This is a genomic window from Pseudomonas sp. NPDC099000, assembly GCF_044759925.1.
GTDB lineage: Bacteria > Pseudomonadota > Gammaproteobacteria > Pseudomonadales > Pseudomonadaceae > Aquipseudomonas.
Map to the genome: position 1 here is coordinate 49382 of NZ_JBIWAF010000011.1, position 23436 is coordinate 72817.

Sequence of the window (23436 nt, forward strand, 5' to 3'; positions counted from 1 at the left end):
GAGAAACTTTGATGACTGCGAAGTTGGAAAAAGTTCTGATCGCCAACCGCGGTGAGATTGCCCTGCGGATCCTGCGTGCCTGCAAAGAGATGGGCATCAAGACTGTCGCCGTTTACTCCAAGGCCGACAAAGAGCTGATGCACCTGGGCCTGGCAGACGAATCCGTCTGCATCGGTCCGGCCTCGGCCGCACACTCTTACCTGCACATTCCGGCCATCATCGCTGCGGCCGAAGTGACCGGCGCCACCGCCATTCACCCAGGCTACGGTTTCCTTGCGGAAAACGCTGATTTCGCTGAACAGGTCGAGAACTCCGGATTCGCGTTCATTGGCCCGAAAGCCGACACTATTCGCCTGATGGGCGACAAGGTATCGGCCAAGCACGCCATGATCGCTGCAGGCGTTCCAACCGTTCCGGGTTCTGACGGCCCACTGCCTGAAGACGAAGAAACCGCTCTGCGCATCGGTCGCGAAGTCGGTTACCCGGTGATCATCAAAGCCGCTGGCGGCGGCGGTGGTCGCGGCATGCGCGTTGTGCATAAAGAAGAAGACCTGATCTCCTTCGCAAAACTGACGCGCACCGAAGCTGGCGCGGCGTTCGGCAATCCGATGGTCTATCTGGAAAAATTCCTGACCAACCCACGTCACGTGGAAGTCCAGGTGCTTTCCGATGGCCAGGGCCACGCCATCCACCTGGGCGACCGCGATTGCTCGCTGCAACGTCGCCACCAGAAGGTTCTCGAAGAAGCGCCGGCACCGGGCATCGACGAGAAGGCTCGCGCTGAAGTCCTCGCCCGCTGCGTCAAGGCGTGCATCGACATCAACTACCGTGGCGCGGGCACTTTCGAGTTCCTGTACGAGAACGGCGCGTTCTATTTCATCGAAATGAACACCCGCGTTCAGGTTGAGCACCCGGTTTCGGAAATGGTCACCGGCATCGATATCGTCAAGGAGATGCTCAGCATCGCCGCTGGCAACAAGCTGTCGTACACCCAGGAAGACGTTGTCATCCGCGGTCATGCTCTGGAATGCCGGATCAACGCCGAAGACCCGAAAACTTTCATGCCAAGCCCAGGCACGGTCAAGCATTTCCACGCCCCAGGCGGCAACGGCGTTCGCGTCGATTCGCACCTGTACAGCGGTTATGCTGTTCCGCCGAACTACGATTCGTTGATCGGCAAGCTGATCACCTACGGCGCAACACGTGACGAAGCGTTGGCGCGCATGCGCAATGCGCTGGACGAAATCGTTGTCGACGGGATCAAGACCAACATCCCGCTGCACCGCGACCTGGTCCGCGATGAAGGCTTCTGCAAAGGTGGGATCAACATCCACTACCTGGAACACAAGCTGGCTGGCGAAAAGCACTAAGCTTTAGCCCGATCAACAAAGCCGCCTTCGGGCGGCTTTGTTGTTTCTGGAGGTTTCATCCACTCCCTGCGGGGTTTAACTGACAGGCACTGACCTGATCGGGCTGACTATAATCGCCCTCTAATCAGCGCAACGCCGACAAACCAGAGCCTGCCTATGCCTCAAAAACTCCCCATAAATCTCAATGATTTACTGCGCCAGCGAACAGTCGAGAGTGAGCGAATCGAATACAAAACGGGCTGGAACCCTGACCCGATCATTCGCACGCTTTGCGCCTTCGCCAATGACTTTGAAAATCTGGGCGGCGGGTATGTGGTGATTGGGCAAGACTGCGATGCAAATGGTCAGCCGATCTTCCCTCCATTGGGGCTTTCCGATCAGTTGTTAGACAAGATTCAGCTCGAATTGCTGGCAGCTTGCCAATCAATTCAGCCTGCCTACTTTCCGGTGCTGAGCGTAGAAGAGGTCGAGGGTCGCAAGTTAATCGTGCTGTGGGCACCGGGCGGGCAAAACCGCCCCTACAAAGCCCCTGCCGCAGTGACTGCGAAACACCGAAGCTTGCACTATTACATCCGGCGCTACAGCAGCACGGTGGAAGCCAAGGGAGAAACCGAGCAGGAACTCTTGAGCCTTGCTGCCAAGGTGCCTTTCGATGATCGATTCCACTTGGGTGCTCGTGTCGGCGACCTGTCCAAACCACTGATGAAAAATTTCCTCAAAGAGATTGGAAGCGCCCTAGCAGAAGATACTGACAGCCTGTCCACTGAGGCGCTAGCCCGACAAATGAATATCGTGGGCGGCCCGACTGAGTCGCCGTGGCCCAAGAATGTCGGCCTGATGTTCTTCAGCGACGCGCCAGATCGATTCTTTGCGGGAACGCAAATTGATGTGCTCTGGTTTCCCGAAGGAGCTGGCGGTGACCGCTTTGACGAAAAAATATTCAAGGGCCCTCTTGCAACCATTACCCGCGAAGCCTTGGCCTATATCCAGCGCAATTATCTTCGTGAAACGGTGATAAAGCACCCAGATCGCGCCGAGGCCACACGAGTCTGGAACTTCCCTTTCCCGGCTATTGAAGAGGCATTGGTCAACGCCGTGTATCACCGTTCCTATGAGGAGCGTGAACCCATCGAGGTCCGCATTAGCCAGGAAGAGTTGGTGATATTGAGCTTTCCGGGACCTGATCGTTCTATCCGCCTGGAAGATCTGCGAGCGGGTCGCGCCGTGAGCCGCCGCTACCGTAATCGGCGAATTGGGGAGTTCTTGAAAGAGCTGGACCTGACCGAAGGCCGCTCCACAGGGATCCCGAAAATCCTCAAGGTCATGGCTGCCAATGGCTCGCCTGCGCCGATATTTGAAACCGACGATGACCGAATTTCGTATGTCGTGCGGCTGCACGCACACCCTCAATCGCAACGCACGAAAGCTACGACCATGGAAGTCACCATGGAAGTCACCATGGAAGTCGCTGCGCTTTTGAAGGTTGTTGCTGGCGAAATGAGCAGGCAAGAACTACAAACCGCCATGAGTCTGAAAAACGCCGATCACTTCCGCAAGGCTTATATACTGCCAGCCATTGCTGCCGGAGCCCTTGAAATGACCCTGCCTGGGCAACCTAACAGTCGCCTGCAACGCTATCGCCTGACGAATAAAGGCTTGCAATGGCTCAAAGCCAATAATGCGACGAATCAGCACTAAGATGTGATCCACACCTACAAAGCCGCTTTCGGGCGGCTTTGTTGTTTCTGGGGATTGCTGAATTCGCTTGATGCATACAAAAACCCCTGTGGCGAGGGGGCTTGCCCCCGCTGGACTGCGAAGCGGTCCCAAAACCGTCGATCCGGATTTTCCTGATGCTGCGCGGTTGAATGGTTTTGCGTCTGCTGCGCAGCCGAACGGGGCGATGCGGCGTTCCGACAAGCCCCCTCGCCACAGGTGATTTGTTCACACCTGATCCTTGGCTACCCGGTCGTCTTCTGTCGCGCGCTCGCGTAAACTTGCGCGCTTCTCGCAGCCCGCTAGGCTGCAATCAATATTTTTCAAAGGTGCCCGCCATGCCTTGGCTGCAAGTCCGTCTCGCCATCAGCCCAGAACAAGCCGAAACCTACGAAGACGCTTTCCTTGAAGTGGGCGCCGTGTCGGTGACCTTCATGGACGCCGAAGATCAGCCGATCTTCGAACCTGAACTCAACACCACGCCGCTGTGGTCGCACACTCACCTGTTGGCCCTGTTCGAAGGCGGCACCGAAGCGGCCAGCGTGCTGGCCCACCTTGAACTACTGACCGGCACCCCGCTGCCCGAGCATCACAGCGAAGTCATCGAAGACCAGGACTGGGAACGCAGCTGGATGGACGATTTCCAGCCAATGCGCTTCGGTCAGCGCCTGTGGATCGTTCCAAGCTGGCATGCGGCCCCTGAACCCGACGCCGTGAACATTCTGCTGGACCCGGGTCTGGCGTTCGGCACCGGCACCCACCCGACCACCGCACTGTGCCTGGAATGGCTCGACGGTCAGGACCTCAAAGACTGCAACGTCCTCGACTTCGGTTGCGGCTCGGGGATTCTGGCGATTGCCGCCCTGCTGCTGGGCGCCAAGGAAGCCGTCGGCACCGACATCGACGTGCAGGCGCTGGAAGCCTCCCGCGACAACGCCGGGCGCAACAACATTGCCGATGCACTCTTCCCGCTGTATCTGCCGGAAGATCTGCCGCAGGTTCAGGCCGACGTGCTGGTGGCCAACATCCTCGCCGGCCCGCTGGTTTCCCTGGCGCCGCAATTGTCCAGCCTGGTCAAACCCGGTGGTCGTCTGGCGCTGTCGGGGATCCTCGCCGAGCAAGGTGAAGAAGTCGCCAAAGCCTACGCTCAAGACTTCGATCTGGACCCGATCGCCAATCGCGATGGCTGGGTGCGCATCACAGGCCGTCGGCGCTAGAATGAGCGCCTGCATAAACCGGATTACCGCATGACCGACAGCTTCGTCACCCAGTGCCCGCATTGCCAAACCAGCTTCCGCGTCAGCCATGCTCAATTGAGCGTGGCCCGTGGAGTGGTTCGTTGCGGCTCGTGCTTGCAGGTGTTCAACGCCGCCAAGCAGTTGCTTGAGCAACGGGCCGGCAAGGAAGCGGTCAAACCGGTCGCCCCGGCCATTGTCGAACCGCCGGCACAGCGCGCGATCAGCCAAAAGCAATGGACGGCCTCCGAACTGGATCTGGATAGCCTTGACCTGGATGAAGAACTCGCCCGGCTCGAACAACGGGAAATCCAGCCCACCACGGAATTCGGCCGGCACCGCGAAAACGGCCTCAGCGCTCGCCGCGATTCTGTCGAGCATGACGATGAACCCTGGTCCGATAGTCTCTTCAGCGAATCGGCGGCCGATCGCGCGCAGGCGGCCGCCCCCCCCGCTGCACCAGAACCAATGATCGAGACGGGTATCCTCGCGCGTACCGAACCTTCGCTGTCCCTGGAACCGGTGGAACCGGACGACGAACCTCCGCGGCCACACCTGCGCCTGCACGACCCGCTCGATGCCCCTCTGCACCATGATCGCCTGTCGGCAACTGACGTACCTGACGACCTGCCCCCGATTGCCCCCTTGCGCAAGCGACACGAACGAAGCGAGTCGACCGAACGTGCCGACGCCTTGCAGGATCTGACCGACGACCCGTTGCAACTGGATTGGCAAAAACGTCGCTCCCCCTGGGGCCGACGGCTTTTCTGGCTGCTGCTTGTGCTGCTCGGCGCTGCCGCTCTCGCCGGCCAATACATCGCTTACCACTTCGACGAACTGGCGCGTCAGGATCAGTACCGTCCGTGGTTCCAGCAGCTTTGCCCGCAAGTCGGCTGCACAGTGCCATCGAAAGTCGATATCGCGAAAATCAAAAGCAGCAACCTGGTGGTCCGCAGCCACCCTGAATTCAACGGTGCGCTGGTGGTCGATGCGATCATCTACAACCGTGCGCCGTTCTCCCAACCCTTCCCGCTGCTGGAACTGCGCTTCGCCGACCTTAACGGCCACCTGATCGCCAGCCGTCGCTTCAAGCCCGGCGAGTACCTCAACGGCGATCTCGAAGGCCTGGCAGAGATGCCGCCGCAAACGCCGATCCACATCGCACTGGATATCCTCGATCCAGGCTCCAAAGCGGTGAATTACAGCCTGAGCTTCCATTCGCCCGAGTGAAACGCTTCAGTGATACGGCATTGACGGCATATTTCTGACTTTGACCGCTCATACCAAACCGCTGGCGATAACAGAATTACTGTTCAGATTTTGTTCAATTCAGCCTTTATCCAGTCATCGAGAGCGGGTATCATGCCAACCCTTTTTCGAACTCTCATGATCCGGCCCCACAACAGGGAAGTCCTATGTCGGCGGTACGCATCGGTCCATATACATTGCACAACGGCTTGATTCTCGCCCCCATGGCGGGTGTCACCGACCAGCCCTTTCGTCAGCTGTGCAAGCGACTGGGCGCAGGGCTTGTAGTCTCGGAAATGGTCACCAGCGACATGAGTTTGTGGAACACCCGCAAATCGCGGATGCGCATGATTCACGAAGGTGATCCCGAGCCACGCTCGGTGCAGATCGCCGGGGGTGATGCACAGATGCTGGCGGATGCGGCCCGGGCCAACGTCGAACTGGGCGCACAGATTATTGACATCAACATGGGCTGTCCGGCGAAGAAGGTCTGCAACAAGGCCGCCGGTTCCGCCCTGTTGAAGGATGAGGCATTGGTGACCGAGATCCTGCAGGCCGTCGTGGCTGCGGTTGATGTGCCGGTTACCTTGAAGATCCGTACCGGCTGGGACCGGGACAACAAGAATGGTTTGACGGTGGCGAAGATCGCCGAGCAGGCAGGCATTACGGCGTTGGCGGTCCATGGCCGCACCCGTGCCGACCTGTACACCGGTGAAGCCGAGTACGACACCATTGCCGCGATCAAGCAGGCGGTGTCGATTCCGGTCTTTGCCAACGGCGATATCGATTCGCCCGAAAAGGCCCGGTACGTGCTCGACGCGACCGGTGCCGATGGCCTGCTGGTAGGCCGGGCCGCCCAGGGGCGGCCGTGGATTTTTCGTGAGATCGATCATTTCCTGCGTACCGGCGAAAAACTCCCGGCGCTGGAATTGATCGAGGTGGAACGCATTCTGCTAGAGCATCTGGCTGCGCTTCACGTCTTCTATGGAGACGTGATGGGCGTCCGTATCGCTCGAAAGCATGTGGGCTGGTATCTCGCAACCTTGCCGGGCGCCAGGGAGTTTCGCGCCCACTTCAATCGTTTGGAAGATACGGAAGCACAATGCGCCAACGTTCAGGGCTTCTTCGCCGAACGTTACAAGAGCCTGACAGGGGACGGAGAAGGGGTGGCCGCATGACGATGATGACCGAGACTTTAGTGAGTGGAACAACACCCGTGAGCGACAACGTGAATTTGAAACAGCACCTCAATACGCCAAGCGAAGAAGGTCAGACCCTTCGCGGGAGTGTCGAGAAGGCGCTGCACAATTATTTCGCCCACCTTGAGGGCGCTGCCGTCACGGATGTGTACAACCTGGTGCTCTCCGAAGTCGAGGCGCCCCTGCTCGAGTGCGTGATGAACTACGTCAAGGGCAACCAGACCAAGGCCAGCGAGCTGCTCGGGCTGAACCGAGGCACGCTGCGCAAGAAACTCAAGCAGTACGATTTGCTGTAAGCATTCAATCAAACCAGAAAGGCGCCCGCGTAAAAACGGTCGCCTTTTTTGCTGACTCCTTTGCTTTTGATGGAAATTGAAATGACCGACCAGACTACCCGCCTGCCGATCCGCCGCGCCTTGATCAGCGTTTCCGACAAGACCGGGATCCTTGAATTCGCCAAAGAGCTTGAAGCACTGGGCGTCGAGATCCTCTCCACCGGCGGAACGTTCAAGCTGCTGCGCGACAACGGTGTTGCCGCAGTGGAAGTCGCGGATTACACCGGTTTCGCAGAAATGATGGACGGTCGGGTGAAAACCCTGCACCCGAAAATCCACGGCGGGATCCTCGGTCGTCGCGGTATCGATGACGCCATCATGAACGAGCACGGCATCAAGCCGATCGACCTGGTCGCGGTCAACCTGTACCCGTTCGAAGCCACCATCAACAAGCCAGGCTGCGACCTGCCGACCGCCATCGAAAACATCGACATCGGCGGCCCGACCATGGTCCGTTCGGCAGCAAAAAACCATAAAGACGTGGCCATCGTGGTGAATGCCAGCGATTACGCCAGCGTCCTGGAAGGCCTGAAGGCCGGCGGCCTGACCTACGCTCAGCGTTTCGACCTGATGCTCAAGGCCTTCGAACATACCGCGGCCTACGACGGCATGATCGCCAACTACATGGGCACCGTGAACCAGGCCGCTGACACCCTCTCGACCTCCGGTCGCAGCGAGTTCCCGCGCACCTTCAACAGCCAGTTCGTCAAGGCACAGGAAATGCGCTACGGCGAGAACCCGCACCAGAGCGCGGCGTTCTATGTGGAAGCCAAGCCTGCCGAAGTCGGTATCGCCACCGCGACCCAACTGCAAGGCAAAGAGCTGTCGTACAACAACGTGGCCGACACCGACGCCGCGCTGGAATGCGTAAAGAGCTTCGTCAAACCGGCCTGCGTGATCGTCAAGCACGCCAACCCGTGCGGTGTTGCCGTCAGCCCGGACGCCGAAGGCGGCATCCGTCAGGCTTACGAACTGGCCTACGCCACCGACACCGAGTCGGCGTTCGGCGGCATCATCGCCTTCAACCGCGAGCTGGATGCTGAGACCGCCAAGGCCATCGTCGAGCGTCAGTTCGTCGAAGTGATCATCGCCCCGTCCGTCAGCGAAGAAGCCCGTGCCATCGTGGCTGCCAAAGCCAACGTGCGCCTGCTGGCCTGCGGTGAGTGGTCGGCTGATCGCGCCGCTGCGTGGGACTACAAACGCGTCAACGGTGGCCTGCTGGTACAGAGCCGCGACATCGGCATGATCGGTGCCGACGACCTGAAAGTCGTGACCAAGCGTGCCCCGACCGAACAGGAAATCAACGACCTGATCTTCGCCTGGAAAGTCGCCAAATACGTTAAATCCAACGCCATTGTCTACGCCAAGAACCGTCAGACCATCGGTGTCGGCGCTGGCCAGATGAGCCGCGTGAACTCCGCACGCATTGCTGCGATCAAGGCTGAACACGCTGGTTTGCAGGTGGCAGGCTCGGTGATGGCCTCCGACGCGTTCTTCCCGTTCCGCGACGGCCTGGACAACGCGGCCAAGGTCGGTATCACCGCAGTGATCCAGCCAGGCGGCTCGATGCGTGACAACGAAGTGATTGCTGCGGCTGACGAGGCCGGCATCGCGATGGTATTCACCGGCATGCGCCACTTCCGTCACTAATCCGACAACGGCCGCACTGAAGCCGGCATCTGCTGCGTTGGAGCCGACCTCGATGATGCTCATTGCCAAAAGGCAACTCCGCTCATCGAGGTCGACTCCGCCTTGCATCTACCGACTTCATTGCGACCTCCTACAGCGTGAAGCGCTTTAGGTTCTAAAACAGAATTAGCGTCATCCGAGGTTTTTGAAATGAATGTTTTGATCATTGGCAGCGGTGGCCGTGAACACGCACTGGCCTGGAAAGTGGCTCAGGATCCGCGTGTGCAGAAAGTGTTCGTTGCCCCGGGCAACGCCGGCACCGCCATTGAAGCCAAGTGCGAGAACGTCGCTATCGACGTGCTGGCCCTTGAGCAGCTGGCCGATTTTGCCGAGAAGAACGTGTCCCTGACCATCGTTGGCCCGGAAGTGCCGCTGGTCGCTGGTGTCGTCGATCTGTTCCGCTCCCGTGGCCTGGATTGCTTCGGCCCGACGGCCGGTGCTGCCCAGCTGGAAGGCTCGAAAGCCTTTACCAAGGATTTCCTGGCACGCCACAAGATCCCGACCGCCGATTACCAGAACTTCACCGAGATCGAGCCAGCCCTGGCTTATCTGCGTGAAAAAGGCGCGCCGATCGTGATCAAGGCTGATGGCCTGGCCGCCGGTAAAGGCGTGATCGTTGCCATGACTCTGGCCGAAGCCGAAGACGCCGTGCGCGACATGCTCGCGGGCAACGCATTCGGCGACGCCGGTTCGCGGGTCGTGATCGAAGAATTCCTGGACGGCGAAGAAGCCAGCTTCATCGTCATGGTCGACGGCAAGAACGTGCTGCCGATGGCCACCAGCCAGGACCACAAACGCGTCGGCGACGGCGACACCGGCCCGAACACCGGCGGCATGGGTGCCTACTCCCCTGCCCCGGTCGTGACCGCTGAAGTACACAAGCGCGTCATGGACCTGGTGATCTGGCCGACCGTGCGCGGCATGGCCGATGAAGGCAACGTCTATACCGGTTTCCTGTATGCCGGCCTGATGATCGACAAGGCTGGTAACCCAAAAGTTATCGAGTTCAACTGCCGTTTCGGTGATCCTGAGACCCAACCGGTGATGCTGCGTTTGCAGTCCAGCCTGGTGTTGCTGGTCGAAGCGGCCCTGGCGCAAGCCCTGGACAAGGTCGAAGCGCAATGGGATCCACGTCCGAGCGTCGGTATCGTGCTGGCTGCTGGCGGCTATCCTGGCGACTACGCTAAAGGCATCGCCATCAACGGCCTGGATGCAGCCGCCGCACTGGAAGGCAAAGTCTTCCACGCCGGCACTGCGCTCAAGGACGGTCAAGTGGTGACCGCCGGTGGTCGCGTGCTTTGCGCTACCGCCATGGGCGCCAGCGTTGATGCTGCCCAGCAACAGGCTTACAAACTGGCGGCAAAGATTGATTGGGAAGGCTGTTTCTATCGCAAGGACATCGGCTACCGTGCCATTGCCCGCGAGCGTGGCGAAAATCAGGAATAAGCGATCCGTTCGGCAGGGCTTGTGCTTCAGGCCCTTGCCGGACTGTTCCGGCGCCGCGCATAGTTATAATCTGGCCTCAACCTACGAAGGGATTTCGCCGTGCGCTGGCTCAGGATTGCCATAGGTTTCACTGTCACGCTGCTGACCTTGCTCTGCATGCTCCCGGCTCAGGCCGCGCAAGGCAGTGGCTGGGCGGTATTGCTTGACGAACAGGGCGACCTGCAGCTGAGCGACATCCGTTCCGCTCGCTACACCAATCAATTCAGCCCCATCGAACTCGACCGCCTCACCGCAGCCGAGCCCGAAGGTGCGTTGTGGCTGCGCTTCCGGCTGGCACCCGGCAAGCACGAACAATTGCTGCGAGTGTTCGCCCCCGACCTGTCGCGCCTCAATCTGTATGTGCTCGACGGCGACACGCTGATCGATCAACTGAACACCGGCACCGGGCAACCCCAGGCTGACCGTCCCCTGCCCAGCAGCGATTTCATGTTGCCGCTGCCGCAGAGCGACAAACCCCTCGACGTCTACCTGCGGCTGGTGTCCGAACACCAGTTGCGGCCGTACATCACCCTGCAATCGGCGATCATGACCGCGGCCAATCAGAACCAGATGCTGATTTACGGCCTGCTGTTTGGTTGCCTCGGGATGCTGATCCTGCACAGCCTCGTCCGCTACGCCTATACGCGCTCGCGCAGCAGTCTCTGGCTGGCCGGATGCGAAGCACTGTTGATGCTCAGCCTGTTGCTGTTGCTGAATCTGGCGGGGCCCTGGTTGCCAAACTGGCACGCGGTGCAGACACCCGGCACCTACCTCGCCCTGCTGCTGACGGCGCCATGCGGCCTGATGTTCGCCTATCGTTTCTTCGCGCCACTCGGCCCGCACCCACTGAACAAGCTCCTGCTGGGGGACATTCTGTTCATCGTGGTGTGCGGTTTGCTGCTGCTGTTCGTCAATACGCTGCCGCTGAACATCATGACCTATGCCCTGGTCGCTCTGGCAGGTCTGAGTATGTTGTTTGTCAGTGCCTATCACTGGCAAAAAGGCTATCACCCAGCGCGCCTGTTCGTCGCGGCGATGGTAGTGTTCAACATTGGCACGCTGATCATGTTGCCGGCCCTGCTGGGGCTGACGCTGGTCGCGCCGCAGGGCTTGATCATGACGCTGCTGGGGTTGATCTGCATCAGCGGCGTGTTGATGAGCATTGCGCTGAGCGAACGTCAGCGCAGCATCACCGAAGATCGTTTCAGCGTCAGTCGCGACCTGGCGGCCAGCAACGCCGAGATCAACGCCAAGGCCGAGTTCCTGGCGAAGATCAGCCACGAAATCCGCACCCCGATGAACGGCGTGCTGGGCATGACCGAACTGCTGTTGGGCACGCCCCTGTCGGTCAAGCAGCGTGACTATGTGCAGACCATCCACAGCGCCGGCAACGAACTGCTGACCCTGATCAACGAGATTCTCGACATCTCCAAGCTCGAGTCCGGGCAGATCGAACTGGACGACGTTCAATTCGATCTCAACGCGTTGATTGAAGACTGCCTCAGCATCTTCCGCGCCAAGGCCGAACAGCAGAACGTCGAGCTGATCAGTTTCATCCAGCCGCAAGTGCCGCGCGTCATCAGCGGTGACCCGACGCGTCTGCGCCAGACCTTGCTGAGCCTGCTGGAAAACGCCCTGAAGAAAACCGACGAGGGCGAGATCCTGATCGTCGTCGCCCTCGACGAACGCAGCGCCCATCCGCGCCTGCGCATCGCCGTGCAGGACAGCGGCGTGCCGATGGAGGCCGAAGAACGCGACGCACTGATGCACGCCGAGCTGCACAGCAAACACTTCCTCTCGGCGACCAGCCTGGGCGGCAATCTGGGGCTGGTGATAGCCCGTCAGTTGATCCGCCTCATGCAGGGCGAATTCGGCATCAAGAGTGGCGCCAACCAAGGCAGCACGTTGTGGCTGACCCTGCCGCTGGACCCTGATCGTCTCGAACACCCGACCTCCGACCTCGACGGGCCGCTGCAAGGTGCGCGCGTGCTTGTGGTGGACGACAACGATACCTGCCGCAAAGTGCTGGTGCAGCAGTGCAGCGCCTGGGGACTGAACGTCAGCGCCGTGCCGTCCGGCAAAGAGGCACTGGCATTGCTGCGCACCAAGGCTCACCTGCGCGACTATTTCGACGTGGTCCTGCTCGACCAGAACATGCCCGGCATGACCGGCATGCAACTGGCGGCCAAGATCAAGGAAGACCCGAGCCTGAACCACGACATTCTGCTGATCATGCTCACCGGCATCAGCAACGCGCCGAGCAAGATCATCGCGCGCAATTGCGGGATCAAACGCATCCTCGCCAAACCGGTGGCCGGCTACACCCTCAAGACTACCCTGGCGGACGAGCTGAACCAGCGCAACAAGGGCCCGGCCGTCTCGCCGCACCTGCCCTGCGGTCCGACGCTTCCGGTCAAGGTCCCGAGTGATTTCCGCATTCTGGTGGCCGAAGACAACAACATCTCGACCAAGGTGATTCGCGGCATGCTCGGCAAGCTCAACCTGCAACCGGACACCGCCAGCAATGGCGAAGAAGCCTTGCAGGCGATGAAAGCCCAGCGCTACGACCTGGTCCTGATGGATTGTGAGATGCCGATCCTCGATGGTTTCTCTGCCACCCAGCAGTTACGTGCCTGGGAAGTTGGCAACCAGCGGATTCGCACCCCGGTGGTGGCGTTGACCGCGCACATCCTTGCCGAGCACAAAGAGCGCGCGCGCCAGGCCGGCATGGACGGACACATGGCGAAACCGGTCGAACTGTCGCAGTTGCGCGATTTGATCGAGCATTGGGTTGCACAACGGGATCAGCAGAACCGGGCGACGGCTCAGACCTCCTGAGCCTCAGATCTCCAGCTCATGTAAATGACGGGTGGTTTCGGCGACAACCGCAGCCGCGACTTTTTCCCGGAAGGTTGCGTAATGCAGGGTGCTGAAGGTAATGATCGCCATTTGTTCCTGACTGCTTTCCACGACGTCCTCGATGGGCCAGAAAAGAAACTTCGAAACCCGTGATCGAGTGTTGAATTGCATGTGATACAGGGCTATTTCAACTTTCCCGGGCGATTTCAGTGCACAGGGAATCATCTGGAAGATCCCCCTCTCACGTAGCAGACTGGTCCCTTCAAATGTCTCAAGCGCGGTGCTGTTACGCTTCAGAGCCGCTAACGCCAGACTTGCCGGTCGGGAAAAGCGATCGCCGACCGAATCTGAAATTTGCCGCGACACACTATCCGCCATCTGCCCCCGCCCTACCTGCTCAGGTGTGACAGAACGCGCGGTATCCCATCCCAGGAACCTGAGTTTGTTCTTGTAGTAATCGAACCAGTTGCCAACCAACCCGTCCTCGTATGCCGAGCGGGTAGCGAGCTGCGCATACAAATTACTCAGGTAGATATCTTCCCTGTCCTGGGGAGACAGGCCCTCACTGAATGAAACAATGCTACTGCCCACCACTGCTGCGCCAGGAGAGGTGCCATCGTCGACGGTCTGATTGACTGCCATCCGAGCGCTCAGGGTATTCATAAAGCCGCTCCTGGCTCTAACGGCACTTCGCCCGTCTGGACGTCAACGGCAAAGATGTTATTCGCGGCCTTGTCCCCCGGTTTCCTTACCACGGCTTCACGAATGGAGTCATAAAGCACAGGCGACAAGTTGGCATGAAACCACCTTAGATCGATATTCCCCTGCACCTCATCGGCAGAAAAAAGATAGTCCAAGGGATAATTGGCCCCTTGCCCGGCGGTCTTGAACTCTACAAAAAAACTGTCCATCAACACCCCTTGTCGGGCCACGATGATCTGCAACCTGACGTTACTACTCGCGGGCGAGTCCTCACCCCTGTCATTTTCTGGCCTCAGTGTTTGTTCCCGCAGCCGTTCAATCGCCGGGTGGGTACCAGGCAAGTGGGCAATATCGTCGAAGGCACGCATGACATGGGCCATCGTGCGAGCCGAGGGCGCTTCGAACCGAGTCTCAACCCAATCGACCATGGCGCGTTTCGACGCGTCGTCAACGGCGAAACTGTCCCACGCAACAGAACGCTGCAACCAACTGTCTTTCAATACTCCCAGATAGGTCTCATGCCACCCATCAGCGCGGGCGAATCCCGGGTATTTCTTGTTAGCCACTAATTGCGCAAACAATACCGAATTCAATACATCCTGCCTCTCCTGTTCCAACAGCGCAGAGGACAGCAATACAACGGCACCCGCATTAATAAAAACCGAATACTGATCATCCATCACATTCTCCTGACCCATTCAGAATGACGACTGCAACGCAGTCGCCAAACGATAACCCTTGATCAGAGTTCGTATTCGTCGATTTTGGTCAGCGCACGATCACCCAACTTCGAGATGATAGTGGCACGAGTACGCGCAACAATGGATGGCACCATGGTCATATGGCACTCGCCCTTGTACAGATCAACCGAACTGGCATCCCAATCAACAAACAGGACTTTGGTCTGGTTGGTGTGTTTGATGAAGCGCACCGCACCCAGAGCCAGAATGACTTCACCGTGCTGGCTCTCGATACAGGACGCCACACCAAAACCACCCGTTCCGGAATCCTTGATGTTCTGGTCGAAGACCTGAAGCGGCTTATCACTGGCTTGTAGCGCGGCCAGCGCATCGCCGGCAACTTTCAACAACAGCGCCGAGGTCGGACCGGGTACGGCAGCAGCGGCAACGGCGGAACCCAGAACTTTCAGGGCCAGTTGATCCATTTTGAAGCTCTTGCCCGAGGCCGCAACGGTGTCGTAATACTTCTGCAGGATGGTCCAACCCGAATCCTGCATGACTTGCAGGAAGTACTGATACCACTCCTTGCCTTGATCATCGCGCGGATACTTTTTGTTCGCCACTAAAGAGGCAAACAAATAAGTGTGTTGAATGTCGGTCTTGTTTTGTTCAGACATCCCCGACACAAAGGACAGCACACCGTCACCGACAATCGATGCACGATCCGGCTGTTCGATAGCGTCATTAATCTGCACCGACTTAATCGCCATACCCCGTGGAGCGATAACGACATTATCAGGAGCAACATCATAAGCGTTCAAACGCTCAAGACGATCAGACAGAGTGACAACTGGATTAGATTCATTATTCATTTCAATTTCCTTTGATTTAATCAGAACCCTCCATGGGCCCGAACGACAAACTTACGCAACTTATAAAAAACCAACAAGCACGCAACTGTAACTCAACATAATGTAATTTATTATTATCCAGACAAACCAATCCCCAACTATCAATCAGCACAAGAACAACTAAATCACTATCAGCACAACAATAACTTTTGCACTTTCAGCCGCCCCATGACTGCAAGCCGACAGACTGCCCGTCGCCTGATAGACTCCACGTCAACTTCAATCGCCGCGAGCTTCGACCATGCTCCACGTGTTATTCAGCGTTTACCTGAAGATGCTGGTGCTCTACAGCCCGTTCTTCGTGTTGTCCTGCTTCATCAGCCTGACCCGCGGTTATTCACGCAAGGAACAACGACGCCTGGCCTGGAAGGTGGCCACCGCCACGCTGGTGTCCAGCGTTTTGCTGTACCTGTTCGGGCGGGTAATTTTCAGTGTCTTCGGCATTACCGTGGATGCGTTCCGCATCGGTGCAGGCAGCGTGCTGTTTATCTCGGCGCTGGGCATGGCCCAAGGCAAGTCGGCGGTGCAGACCGACAATGTGCAGCAGGACGTGACCATCGTCCCGCTGACGATTCCCTTGACGGTCGGCCCCGGCACCATCGGTGCGCTCTTGGTGATGGGCGTGAGCCAGCCGCATTGGGACGACAAACTCACGGCCATTCTCAGCATTGCCCTGGCCAGCTTCACGGTCGGCGTGGTCCTTTATTTGTCCAACCGCATCGAACGGATTCTCGGCGACCAGGGCTTGCAGATTGTCAGCCGATTGATGGGATTGTTTGTGTGCGCGCTGGCGGCACAGATTATCTTCACGGGCGTGAAAGGTTACCTGGTGCCCTGATCAGCCAGGGAGCGCAACGTCCTGAATTGCCAATTCTGCGACCTGAGAATTCGACATCAGCTCCGTTAACGTAGCGCTGCCGGCAGCGCCTTTTAACCTCAGCAACTCGGTCACTATTTCCGAAACCGCACGTGACCGATAGCCATTGAGCGAAAGGAACACGTCACCTCGCAACGCCACATCCGCGGAGTAAACGCCGCGAAAAATCAGGCTGTGCCCGCTGTCCAGGCCGTTCATCACCAAGTGTTCATCGACCAGACTGACCCATAACTGATCCATGATTGAAGGGTCCAGAATCAGTTTCCCCGGCACCGAGGGTGGCCGCTCAAGCGGATAACGACAATCGACAATGACCGATTCGAGTTTCAACCAGGCCGCGCGGGTCAGCCGACTGGTCGTTGTCCCCTGACCCATTTTGAGCACCAGGATGCTGACATCATCGGCAATCCACGGCAGAAGGTCATGGGTCGTCTTCGGCCCCTCGACCACCAGCACTGCGGCGTTTCGCTGGACATAGTCGAGCGGCCCGACCGTGCTTTTTTGCGGATAGGTGTGCAACAAACCATCTTCGCGTTCGTGCAGCATCACACTGGTTTGATCCCGGGTGCCCACCAGCGTGTAGTGCGCAGCAACGGCAGCTTTCGGAACCCGGATCAATCGTCCGCTGCGGACCACATACCATTGAAAGTTGTCAGGGTCTTTGACGGACAGGAAATCGGCGCAGCGATATTCGTTCGCCAGCCCCGCCAGCCCCTCAATCAAGGGTCCTTCCAGTGCCGTGACCCAGCGGCTGCCAACCCCCGTAATCCGTACCGGTTCGTTGTGCTGTAACTCCACCTCCAGACCATCAAGCGTCGTTGCCTTCAGGCCAGCGCCCTCCACTTTCACGTCGGTAAAGGTCCAGGGTGCCCATTCCTGCATCGGGGCGGGCAATGCCTCAGCTTGCAAAAGCCGGGTTGCCTGGCCGAATGCAGCGTTCAAGTGTGGCGTTTCGATAAAGCGCTGGCTGAAAATCATGCCCGTTGAAAGATCGAATAACCAAGCGGCCTGATTGTCCGGAACAATACTCAGCAACCGCACTTCTTTGCCATGGCCAAGGTCCGCGAGCAACAGCCGATCCTCCAGGTACCAGGCGCACAAACCGGCGTCCCCCGTAAAGTTGCTCAACCCAAGGAGGGCGAAACTCGACACCGGATACTGCGTCGACACCGCTGGCAGTTCGGACCACCACCGAGTTCGATCCTTGAACCAGGTTTCGGTCAATCCGCCCAAGCGCAGATAGCCGTCCGGCGTCATAGTGAAAAACAGGCCCGAGTCGGTCAGGGCGAGATGGCCCTGCTCAACCGCGACAACATTTTTCAGCCCTGTGGGGGCAATTTCTGTGGAAGACCATTGCACCCGCCCCTCGACCATCGACCTTTGTTGGCGCACGAGGCTTTGAATGTCCTTGTCGTAGGTAACGAACACCTCGCCCTCGGCACCGTCGGGAGCGATAAGTAAAAGGGTATTCAGGTCCTTGATCGAATCCTTCCAGCCCCGCGCATGATGACGCCGGGCAGGCGCACGGATGATCAACCCGTCAACATCGCGGACCCAGACCAGATCACGGGATTTGTCTTCGCGCTGCCAACAGATCGAAACCAGCGCAGCGGGGCGCCAGTCCACGGTATCGACGGACTCTCCCGGCAACACATAATTGCCCAGTACCGGCTTCCAGTCCGTCAGCGTGTCAGCCTCTAAAACAGCCTGCAGTGCTGGATCCTGACCCAGGGTGATCGAGCCGAGCAGGACGGCTTGCCCCTGGATCAGGAAGGTCAGTTCATCGCGCTGGCCATCCTTGGGAACGGACTGCTGCACGATCTGAATGCCGCCGTTGGCCACGGCTTCACAGCGGGCAATGGTCAAGCCATCCCTGAACAGCAAACGGTAGCGCTGAACCAGCGTGCCGGTGATCGCGTCGACCTGCCAGACATCGAAACTCTCGGGGTGATAGAAATAGGCCGAGCCCTCGACCACGGCGCCCAGCACGGCCTCATCGGCCAACAGGACATTCGGGTCGCGGATATACAGAAAACGATCCTGAGCCGAGTCGTAATACGCAGCCACCGTCCTCGGTTCGTCCAGTTTTTCAAACGGCACCACGAAGTTGTGAACGGGGGTGTAAGGCATGGCCAGTCGATGTTCACGGGCCAATGACTTGAAGTGATCCAGCAGCGCTTGCTCCCCCAGCGCCGGATCGGCCTCTTCCTCGACCACCTCCAACTTCAGGGCAACAAGATCAACGCGCATGATTGTGTTACCCGCCAGCTTGAGCAACACATCGTGAACGCCGCCGCCACTGAACTTCACACCCAACGTATCCGAAACGAGCCTGCCCCCGGCGGCAATCCGGATGTCTGCCTCCGCCAGCCAGGGAGCCTGCAGCACCCAGCGCATGGCCGTGTGACCGGGCGCCTCGAGGATAAGGTTCACCCCGGGATTAAGCAGAACGGAACACTGGGCGCCGGCGCCTTCGATCCGGTAGGAAACCAGGCCGTGCCACGCTTTTGGCAGGGCCGGCACCACCAGCGAACGTTCGATGTTGTCGAGACGCACGTTGAACACCGTGGGTTTGTAGACCGGGTTCAGCCGGCTGACCACGTACTCGCCGGGAAACGAGTAGAACGAAAACAGAAACTGCCATTGCCCCTGTTCATTCTTTTTCTCCAGCCGACGGGCCGTATCGAAGCCGCCCGCATGACGAAACGTGACAAATGGCAGCACCGTGTACTCATAGCCGTACCAGGTTTTGGGAGTGCCGGGCAAAACAATCGCCTGCCCGGGCTGCGGCGAGAAAGGCGCCGAATCGGGTAACCCAAGGCCCCGACGGATATCGATGGCGCGGACGTAATCGACATCGAAATCAGGTACCCCGAAATGGTCTCGAAGCGGGAACAGTTTCGGGCTGTCAAAACGGACCGTCGATGCGCGCAAATCAAGCTCGGCGAATACCGGCAAGGGATGCGCAATCCAGGCATTCGAGGCCTTGTCCAGATGATAGCCGCCCTGTCGATAAGCCTTTTCCAGCCCCTCAAAAAACAGAGCGACCTCTTTGGCTTCCTCGGCAATGGTGGCAAACCCTTCGGCCAGCGCAGCGACGCCCACCGCCAACCCGCCCAGAATCACCCCGGCACCGCCCAGCACCGCCGCCACGGTACCCGCCCCGGCCAATGCCGCACCCAGTCCGGCAGCGCCCAACACGGCGCTCGCGGAGTCGAACGCCAGCTGCGTGCCGAACTGCGCCTTCTCAATGTCATTGGTTGCACGGCTCAACTGGTAAATATCAAACCCGACATTCACCATCCCCAGCACAGTACCGACGCCTTCATTGGCGACATGCCCCAACGCCTTTTGCACCAACGGCGCGCTGGTGCGGGCGATCAGTTTTTCATCGTCCAGTGCCTGACGTACCAGTGTCACAACGCCAACCACATCCACCACGTTGCCGTGGACCAATTGGGCGTAATTGACATAGGCATGCAAGCGAATGGCCGTGGTCAGTGCCTTGTCACCCCCGCTGGTCGCGCCTTCGTGATGACGCAGCGCATTCATCAAGGCTTGCACGGTGAAACCGGCATTGAGCGTATGGACGCTGCCGGCCTCCGTGGGGTCAGACAAGCTGGCCGATTCATGCGGTTGCGCTGCCAGCGTATGGAAGGTTTGCGAGAGGTAGTTCTTGATCCTCAGGAATCGCGGATCATCGGTGGTGACGCGCACAATGGTCTGCGCTGGATCGGTATCGACCAGACTGATTTTGTATTCGCCTGCGGGGGTGATCTCCAGCGTCTCGAACAACGCAACAGCGCCCGACGACAGCCCGTGCTGCGCCTGCAACTGCCGGGTCGCCTGCGCGATCTGACCGCCCCACCAGTGGGCGTCCAGCTCCAGCAACGAACTGCCCAGCACCCCATTGTTGACCAGCGACTGCCCTCGCGCGCTGGCCAGCCGCTGCCTGATCCGGGGCGCCTGTTCCGGCAGGCTGCCCGAATCGGAAAGACTCGACACCCGGACACCCGACGACAACACCTTTGCATTGAGTCGGCCAGCGTCGAGTTCAATCAAATCAAAGGCCGGACGATCGGGCTCCCCATAAGCAGCGTAAGGCCTGGCCATCTCTTGGTTAACGAAAAAATGGGTCAACGCTGCGCTGAGCGCTTGCGCGGTATCGAACTCGAAAACACCAAAGTTCGGATCGTAGAAATGATAGGTACTGCGCTCGCCCACAACACTTTTGGCCAGCAGCATCGAGTGGTTATCCGAGTTGAGCATCAGCGTGCTGCTGCCGGTTTTCGCTTCAAGCGTCGTGATCACCGCTGCCAGATCGGAGCGCACCACCGGCCCGCCGAGGTCATGGACGTCGACGTCACGAAGCTCTTCGATAACGCTCACGAATGCATTCGAATCGCGGGTACCGGGTTCAATGACCGCCAGGTAAAACCGCTCACGAAGGAGGTTGCTCGCTTCACTGCCCTTGCTGATCGCTGCCGCCATGGCCAAGGCCAACGGATAGCAACGCCCGGCGATCCGGTCACCGGAGCCCTGCAGCAACAAGTCCTGCGGCACCAGTTTGAAGGTGCCTTGGTCGAAGCTTTCCAGCACATCGGTCATGCGCTCGCTGATGCGGTCACGGAATTCGAGTTTGGCGACCTGCTGAATCCGGGCGACCTGGCGTCCCCATTGCAGCAAGGTCAGCGACTGCTCCAACGCCTGCTTCTTCAGTTCAATGCTGGTCTCGGACAACGCCACGGACGGCGTCGAGGCACTGGCCAGACCGTCAACGAACGCCGGGTGATTTTCTTTGAACAGCTCCCGTTCAATGGCCCCGTAACGGTGTGACACGCCCAATTCAGACACGTTATTGGCGAGGTTTTCCAGGCGCGCGCGGACTTGATCAAAGTGGTGTTGATCCATGGCCCGCGCGCCGAGCAACGATCCGATCAGCAACCGCTGCCGGGGGTCAAGCTGCTCAACCTGCAAGGTCCCTCGGCCAATTCGGTGAAGCAATTCATCCAGAGCCAAATCTGCGGTGGCCGGTTCACCGACCAGCGACGGCGGTGGCGCGATCTCCTGCGCGAGGATGGATTGACGCTCGTCAAAACCCAGCAGCAATGGCTTGTCGAAAGTCACCTCACCGGTGGTCCGCTGGCTCATCGTGCGCAAAAAGGGTTCGCCAAGCTGTTGCGCCAGGGATTGCAGCAGTTCAGTCGACAACACATGTCGACCTTCAATGACTGGCCAGCCATGATCGAAAAGGATCGTCTGCCCCTTTAGCAACTGATCCACTTTGCCCGCGTAACGCGTCTTGAATTGTCCGGCTTCCCAGCGTTGTTTTTCGTTCTTGAGCCACTCCTCGGTGTCACTTTCATTTTCTTTCCAGGAGTGGTCCAGCTCCTCCTCGGTGGCCCGGTTCACCGTTGCCGTGGGGTCAATCGCCACATCCATTCGCCAGGCGCCGGCTGCGCGAGGGGTGAAATGCACGTTTGCGTAATCCGCGAGCGCATCGCGCATCGCAGCGGGGCCGGTCAGATAGATGGTCACTTCGCTCTGAGGACGGATACCGTCGCTGTAATACGTCGCTGCCGCTTGAACCAGAAAGCTGAGCGAGAGCTCCGCTTCCGGTGGAAGTGCGCGTAAGGGACCCAATTTTTTCTCAATAACCTCCAGCGCAAGACCACTCATGGACTCGGCGTCGATAGAAGCCACTTGCCTTTCCATGGCCAGGCGGGCCGTGGCATCAACCATTTCATAGTTGAGTTTGAAGCGATCGATCACGGCACTGACCATCGCCGATCCGGAATGCGCCATCAGAAACGCATTACTCAGGCTGCCCCGTTCGGCAACCGCTCGCAGTCCGTCCGGCCGAACGAGACGTTCTGCGGGCGCGCGAAAAACGCTATTCAACGGCGGACGACTGTTGGCGAACCGCTCCAGCGCCGGGCGATGTTCTTCAGGGATGCGCTCAAAGTAGCTTGTGTACTTGCTTCTTGATGCCTCACGACCGGGCATCCACTCCGGGTTCTGATCCAGCAACAACTGCAAGACGCCCAGGCGCGCATCCTCTTTGAATTGACGAGTGTCCACATCGCCGAGCGTCTCCTGGAGAGGTGGCAGGTTATCGACATCCGCATAACTACCGCCTTCAGCCATCAAGGCTTCAATGCGCACCACATCGGAAGCCGCGGCAAAGTTGCCTCGCAGACTGATTTCCCGTTGGTAAATGGCCTGCAAGTGCATCGGTGTTTCATTCGCTGCAATATTGCGAAGCTCCACACCGCCCTCGCCCATTGCCGAGACACTCTGGTTATTCTTGTCCCGCAAGGCTTTCAAGTTCGCTTCATTCTGGCCATATCCACGAACCAGAAGATCAATTCGCGCATCATCCGCATTAATACCGCGCGCTACCGCTTTGTTGATGTGGGCGAACATTTGTTGTTTGAGAACAATGGCCCGTTCCTCATACTTATCAACAAGATCAAGATACGATTCGCTGCCTTGACCGCCATTGACCATCGCATCGGCCTTCGCGGCCTCGACAATGATCCGGTTGGTTTCATAGGCCAGTAATGCATCGCTGTCGTACCAGAGCTTCACGGTATAGCCCTGCCCGGCCAATACCTTTAGCCAGACATTAATATAGTCGCGCTGAAGGGTTCCCAAGCCACCGCCAAGCCAGACGAAGTGCAGATTTTTCGGGACTTCGGTGGCCGCGGCATTCAGCTGTTCAATGCTGTTGGACAAGCGCGAGTGAAAGCCTTCGACCCTGTCGCGGATCTCGGTCAGCCCCGGCGCGGCGTCGCCCTGCTGTGCAGTGGGCTGTTCCACACCTGCTGCGCGTCGACGCCGGCGCTTGGGTTCAACAAAAGACCCAAGGGCCTCGCGGAGCAAACCCAGCGGTGCAAGCATTCTCGGAAAATCGAGCACTGCGATACAAGCAAAGTAATATCGAAATACCGCGTCGTATTCGTCTGTACCTTTATATTCCTGTAACGCCTGCTCAAGATCAGACAGTTTGAATAGATCAATAAAATTGACGTAGCCGTTTACATGACGAGCTGCTTGTTCACTCATAAAGACACTTCCCTGTATAAATAAAAAACAACATCCGGTTATAAAAGCGGCCACAGAACGAG

General features: G+C 58.6%; 14 protein-coding genes. 10 read left to right on the forward strand and 4 right to left on the reverse strand.

The annotated features are described in order from the left end of the window. Positions 1–11 precede the first annotated feature (11 nt). The 9 genes from accC to ACIQV9_RS15510 all read left to right on the forward strand — a co-directional run bounded on the left by accC (position 12) and on the right by ACIQV9_RS15510 (position 13115). Positions 12–1370 carry an acetyl-CoA carboxylase biotin carboxylase subunit gene (gene accC / locus ACIQV9_RS15470; RefSeq protein WP_008153754.1) on the forward strand — a complete coding sequence of 453 codons (1359 nt, stop codon included), beginning with the start codon at positions 12–14 and terminating at the stop codon, positions 1368–1370. Between the two features lie 156 nt (positions 1371–1526). Further along, on the forward strand, positions 1527–3068 hold the full coding sequence (locus tag ACIQV9_RS15475) for a Fic family protein (protein ID WP_403102893.1): 1542 nt from the start codon (positions 1527–1529) through the stop codon (positions 3066–3068). A 356-nt stretch (positions 3069–3424) separates the two neighbouring features. Beyond that, positions 3425–4303 carry a 50S ribosomal protein L11 methyltransferase gene (prmA, locus tag ACIQV9_RS15480; RefSeq protein ID WP_403102896.1) on the forward strand — a complete coding sequence of 293 codons (879 nt, stop codon included), beginning with the start codon at positions 3425–3427 and terminating at the stop codon, positions 4301–4303. Positions 4304–4333: 30 nt separating this feature from the next. After that, on the forward strand, positions 4334–5551 hold the full coding sequence (locus tag ACIQV9_RS15485; RefSeq protein WP_403102898.1) for a DUF3426 domain-containing protein: 1218 nt from the start codon (positions 4334–4336) through the stop codon (positions 5549–5551). A 185-nt stretch (positions 5552–5736) separates the two neighbouring features. After that, positions 5737–6747 (forward strand): tRNA dihydrouridine synthase DusB, encoded by a 1011-nt coding sequence (dusB, locus tag ACIQV9_RS15490; RefSeq protein WP_056746229.1) that lies wholly within the window; start codon positions 5737–5739, stop codon positions 6745–6747. Next, entirely contained in the window at positions 6744–7064 is a 321-nt protein-coding gene (gene fis / locus ACIQV9_RS15495; RefSeq protein ID WP_007907419.1) for a DNA-binding transcriptional regulator Fis, read from the forward strand. The genes dusB and fis overlap by 4 nt, the downstream gene beginning before the upstream one ends. Positions 7065–7145: 81 nt before the next feature. Beyond that, the gene (gene purH, locus ACIQV9_RS15500) at positions 7146–8753 is read left to right on the forward strand and encodes a bifunctional phosphoribosylaminoimidazolecarboxamide formyltransferase/IMP cyclohydrolase (protein WP_403102903.1); all 1608 of its coding nucleotides are present in this window, start codon (positions 7146–7148) and stop codon (positions 8751–8753) included. 189 nt (positions 8754–8942) lie between these two features. Further along, entirely contained in the window at positions 8943–10238 is a 1296-nt protein-coding gene (gene purD / locus ACIQV9_RS15505) for a phosphoribosylamine--glycine ligase (RefSeq protein ID WP_403102906.1), read from the forward strand. A 99-nt stretch (positions 10239–10337) separates the two neighbouring features. Then, the gene (locus tag ACIQV9_RS15510) at positions 10338–13115 is read left to right on the forward strand and encodes a response regulator (protein WP_403102909.1); all 2778 of its coding nucleotides are present in this window, start codon (positions 10338–10340) and stop codon (positions 13113–13115) included. 3 nt (positions 13116–13118) lie between these two features. On the opposite strand, the gene ACIQV9_RS15515 is transcribed toward ACIQV9_RS15510, so the two are convergent. From ACIQV9_RS15515 to ACIQV9_RS15525, 3 genes are all read right to left on the reverse strand, one after another. Then, a complete protein-coding gene (locus ACIQV9_RS15515; RefSeq protein WP_403102911.1) occupies positions 13119–13799 on the reverse strand; it encodes a hypothetical protein in 681 nt (226 codons plus the stop codon). Further along, the gene (locus tag ACIQV9_RS15520) at positions 13796–14518 is read right to left on the reverse strand and encodes a hypothetical protein (protein WP_403102913.1); all 723 of its coding nucleotides are present in this window, start codon (positions 14516–14518) and stop codon (positions 13796–13798) included. The genes ACIQV9_RS15515 and ACIQV9_RS15520 overlap by 4 nt, the downstream gene beginning before the upstream one ends. Before the next feature lie 62 nt (positions 14519–14580). After that, the gene (locus ACIQV9_RS15525; protein ID WP_403102916.1) at positions 14581–15390 is read right to left on the reverse strand and encodes a hypothetical protein; all 810 of its coding nucleotides are present in this window, start codon (positions 15388–15390) and stop codon (positions 14581–14583) included. A gap of 280 nt (positions 15391–15670) precedes the next feature. Here ACIQV9_RS15525 and ACIQV9_RS15530 point away from each other — a divergent pair, with 280 nt between their 5' ends. Then, positions 15671–16267 carry a MarC family protein gene (locus ACIQV9_RS15530; RefSeq protein ID WP_007937197.1) on the forward strand — a complete coding sequence of 199 codons (597 nt, stop codon included), beginning with the start codon at positions 15671–15673 and terminating at the stop codon, positions 16265–16267. On the opposite strand, the gene ACIQV9_RS15535 is transcribed toward ACIQV9_RS15530, so the two are convergent. Then, positions 16268–23374 (reverse strand): TcdA/TcdB pore-forming domain-containing protein, encoded by a 7107-nt coding sequence (locus tag ACIQV9_RS15535; protein WP_403102918.1) that lies wholly within the window; start codon positions 23372–23374, stop codon positions 16268–16270. It lies immediately after the preceding gene. Positions 23375–23436: the final 62 nt, after the last annotated feature.

What these genes read in the sequence shown, in the direction of transcription:
- dusB (WP_056746229.1), top strand. Translation starts at nt 5,737, where the DNA reads ATGTCGGCGGTACGCATCGGTCCATATACATTGCACAACGGCTTGATT.
- ACIQV9_RS15475 (WP_403102893.1), top strand. Translation starts at nt 1,527, where the DNA reads ATGCCTCAAAAACTCCCCATAAATCTCAATGATTTACTGCGCCAGCGA.
- ACIQV9_RS15515 (WP_403102911.1), bottom strand. Translation starts at nt 13,799, where the DNA reads ATGAATACCCTGAGCGCTCGGATGGCAGTCAATCAGACCGTCGACGAT.
- accC (WP_008153754.1), top strand. Translation starts at nt 12, where the DNA reads ATGACTGCGAAGTTGGAAAAAGTTCTGATCGCCAACCGCGGTGAGATT.
- prmA (WP_403102896.1), top strand. Translation starts at nt 3,425, where the DNA reads ATGCCTTGGCTGCAAGTCCGTCTCGCCATCAGCCCAGAACAAGCCGAA.
- purH (WP_403102903.1), top strand. Translation starts at nt 7,146, where the DNA reads ATGACCGACCAGACTACCCGCCTGCCGATCCGCCGCGCCTTGATCAGC.
- ACIQV9_RS15535 (WP_403102918.1), bottom strand. Translation starts at nt 23,374, where the DNA reads ATGAGTGAACAAGCAGCTCGTCATGTAAACGGCTACGTCAATTTTATT.
- ACIQV9_RS15485 (WP_403102898.1), top strand. Translation starts at nt 4,334, where the DNA reads ATGACCGACAGCTTCGTCACCCAGTGCCCGCATTGCCAAACCAGCTTC.
- ACIQV9_RS15525 (WP_403102916.1), bottom strand. Translation starts at nt 15,390, where the DNA reads ATGAATAATGAATCTAATCCAGTTGTCACTCTGTCTGATCGTCTTGAG.
- fis (WP_007907419.1), top strand. Translation starts at nt 6,744, where the DNA reads ATGACGATGATGACCGAGACTTTAGTGAGTGGAACAACACCCGTGAGC.
- ACIQV9_RS15520 (WP_403102913.1), bottom strand. Translation starts at nt 14,518, where the DNA reads ATGGATGATCAGTATTCGGTTTTTATTAATGCGGGTGCCGTTGTATTG.
- ACIQV9_RS15530 (WP_007937197.1), top strand. Translation starts at nt 15,671, where the DNA reads ATGCTCCACGTGTTATTCAGCGTTTACCTGAAGATGCTGGTGCTCTAC.
- purD (WP_403102906.1), top strand. Translation starts at nt 8,943, where the DNA reads ATGAATGTTTTGATCATTGGCAGCGGTGGCCGTGAACACGCACTGGCC.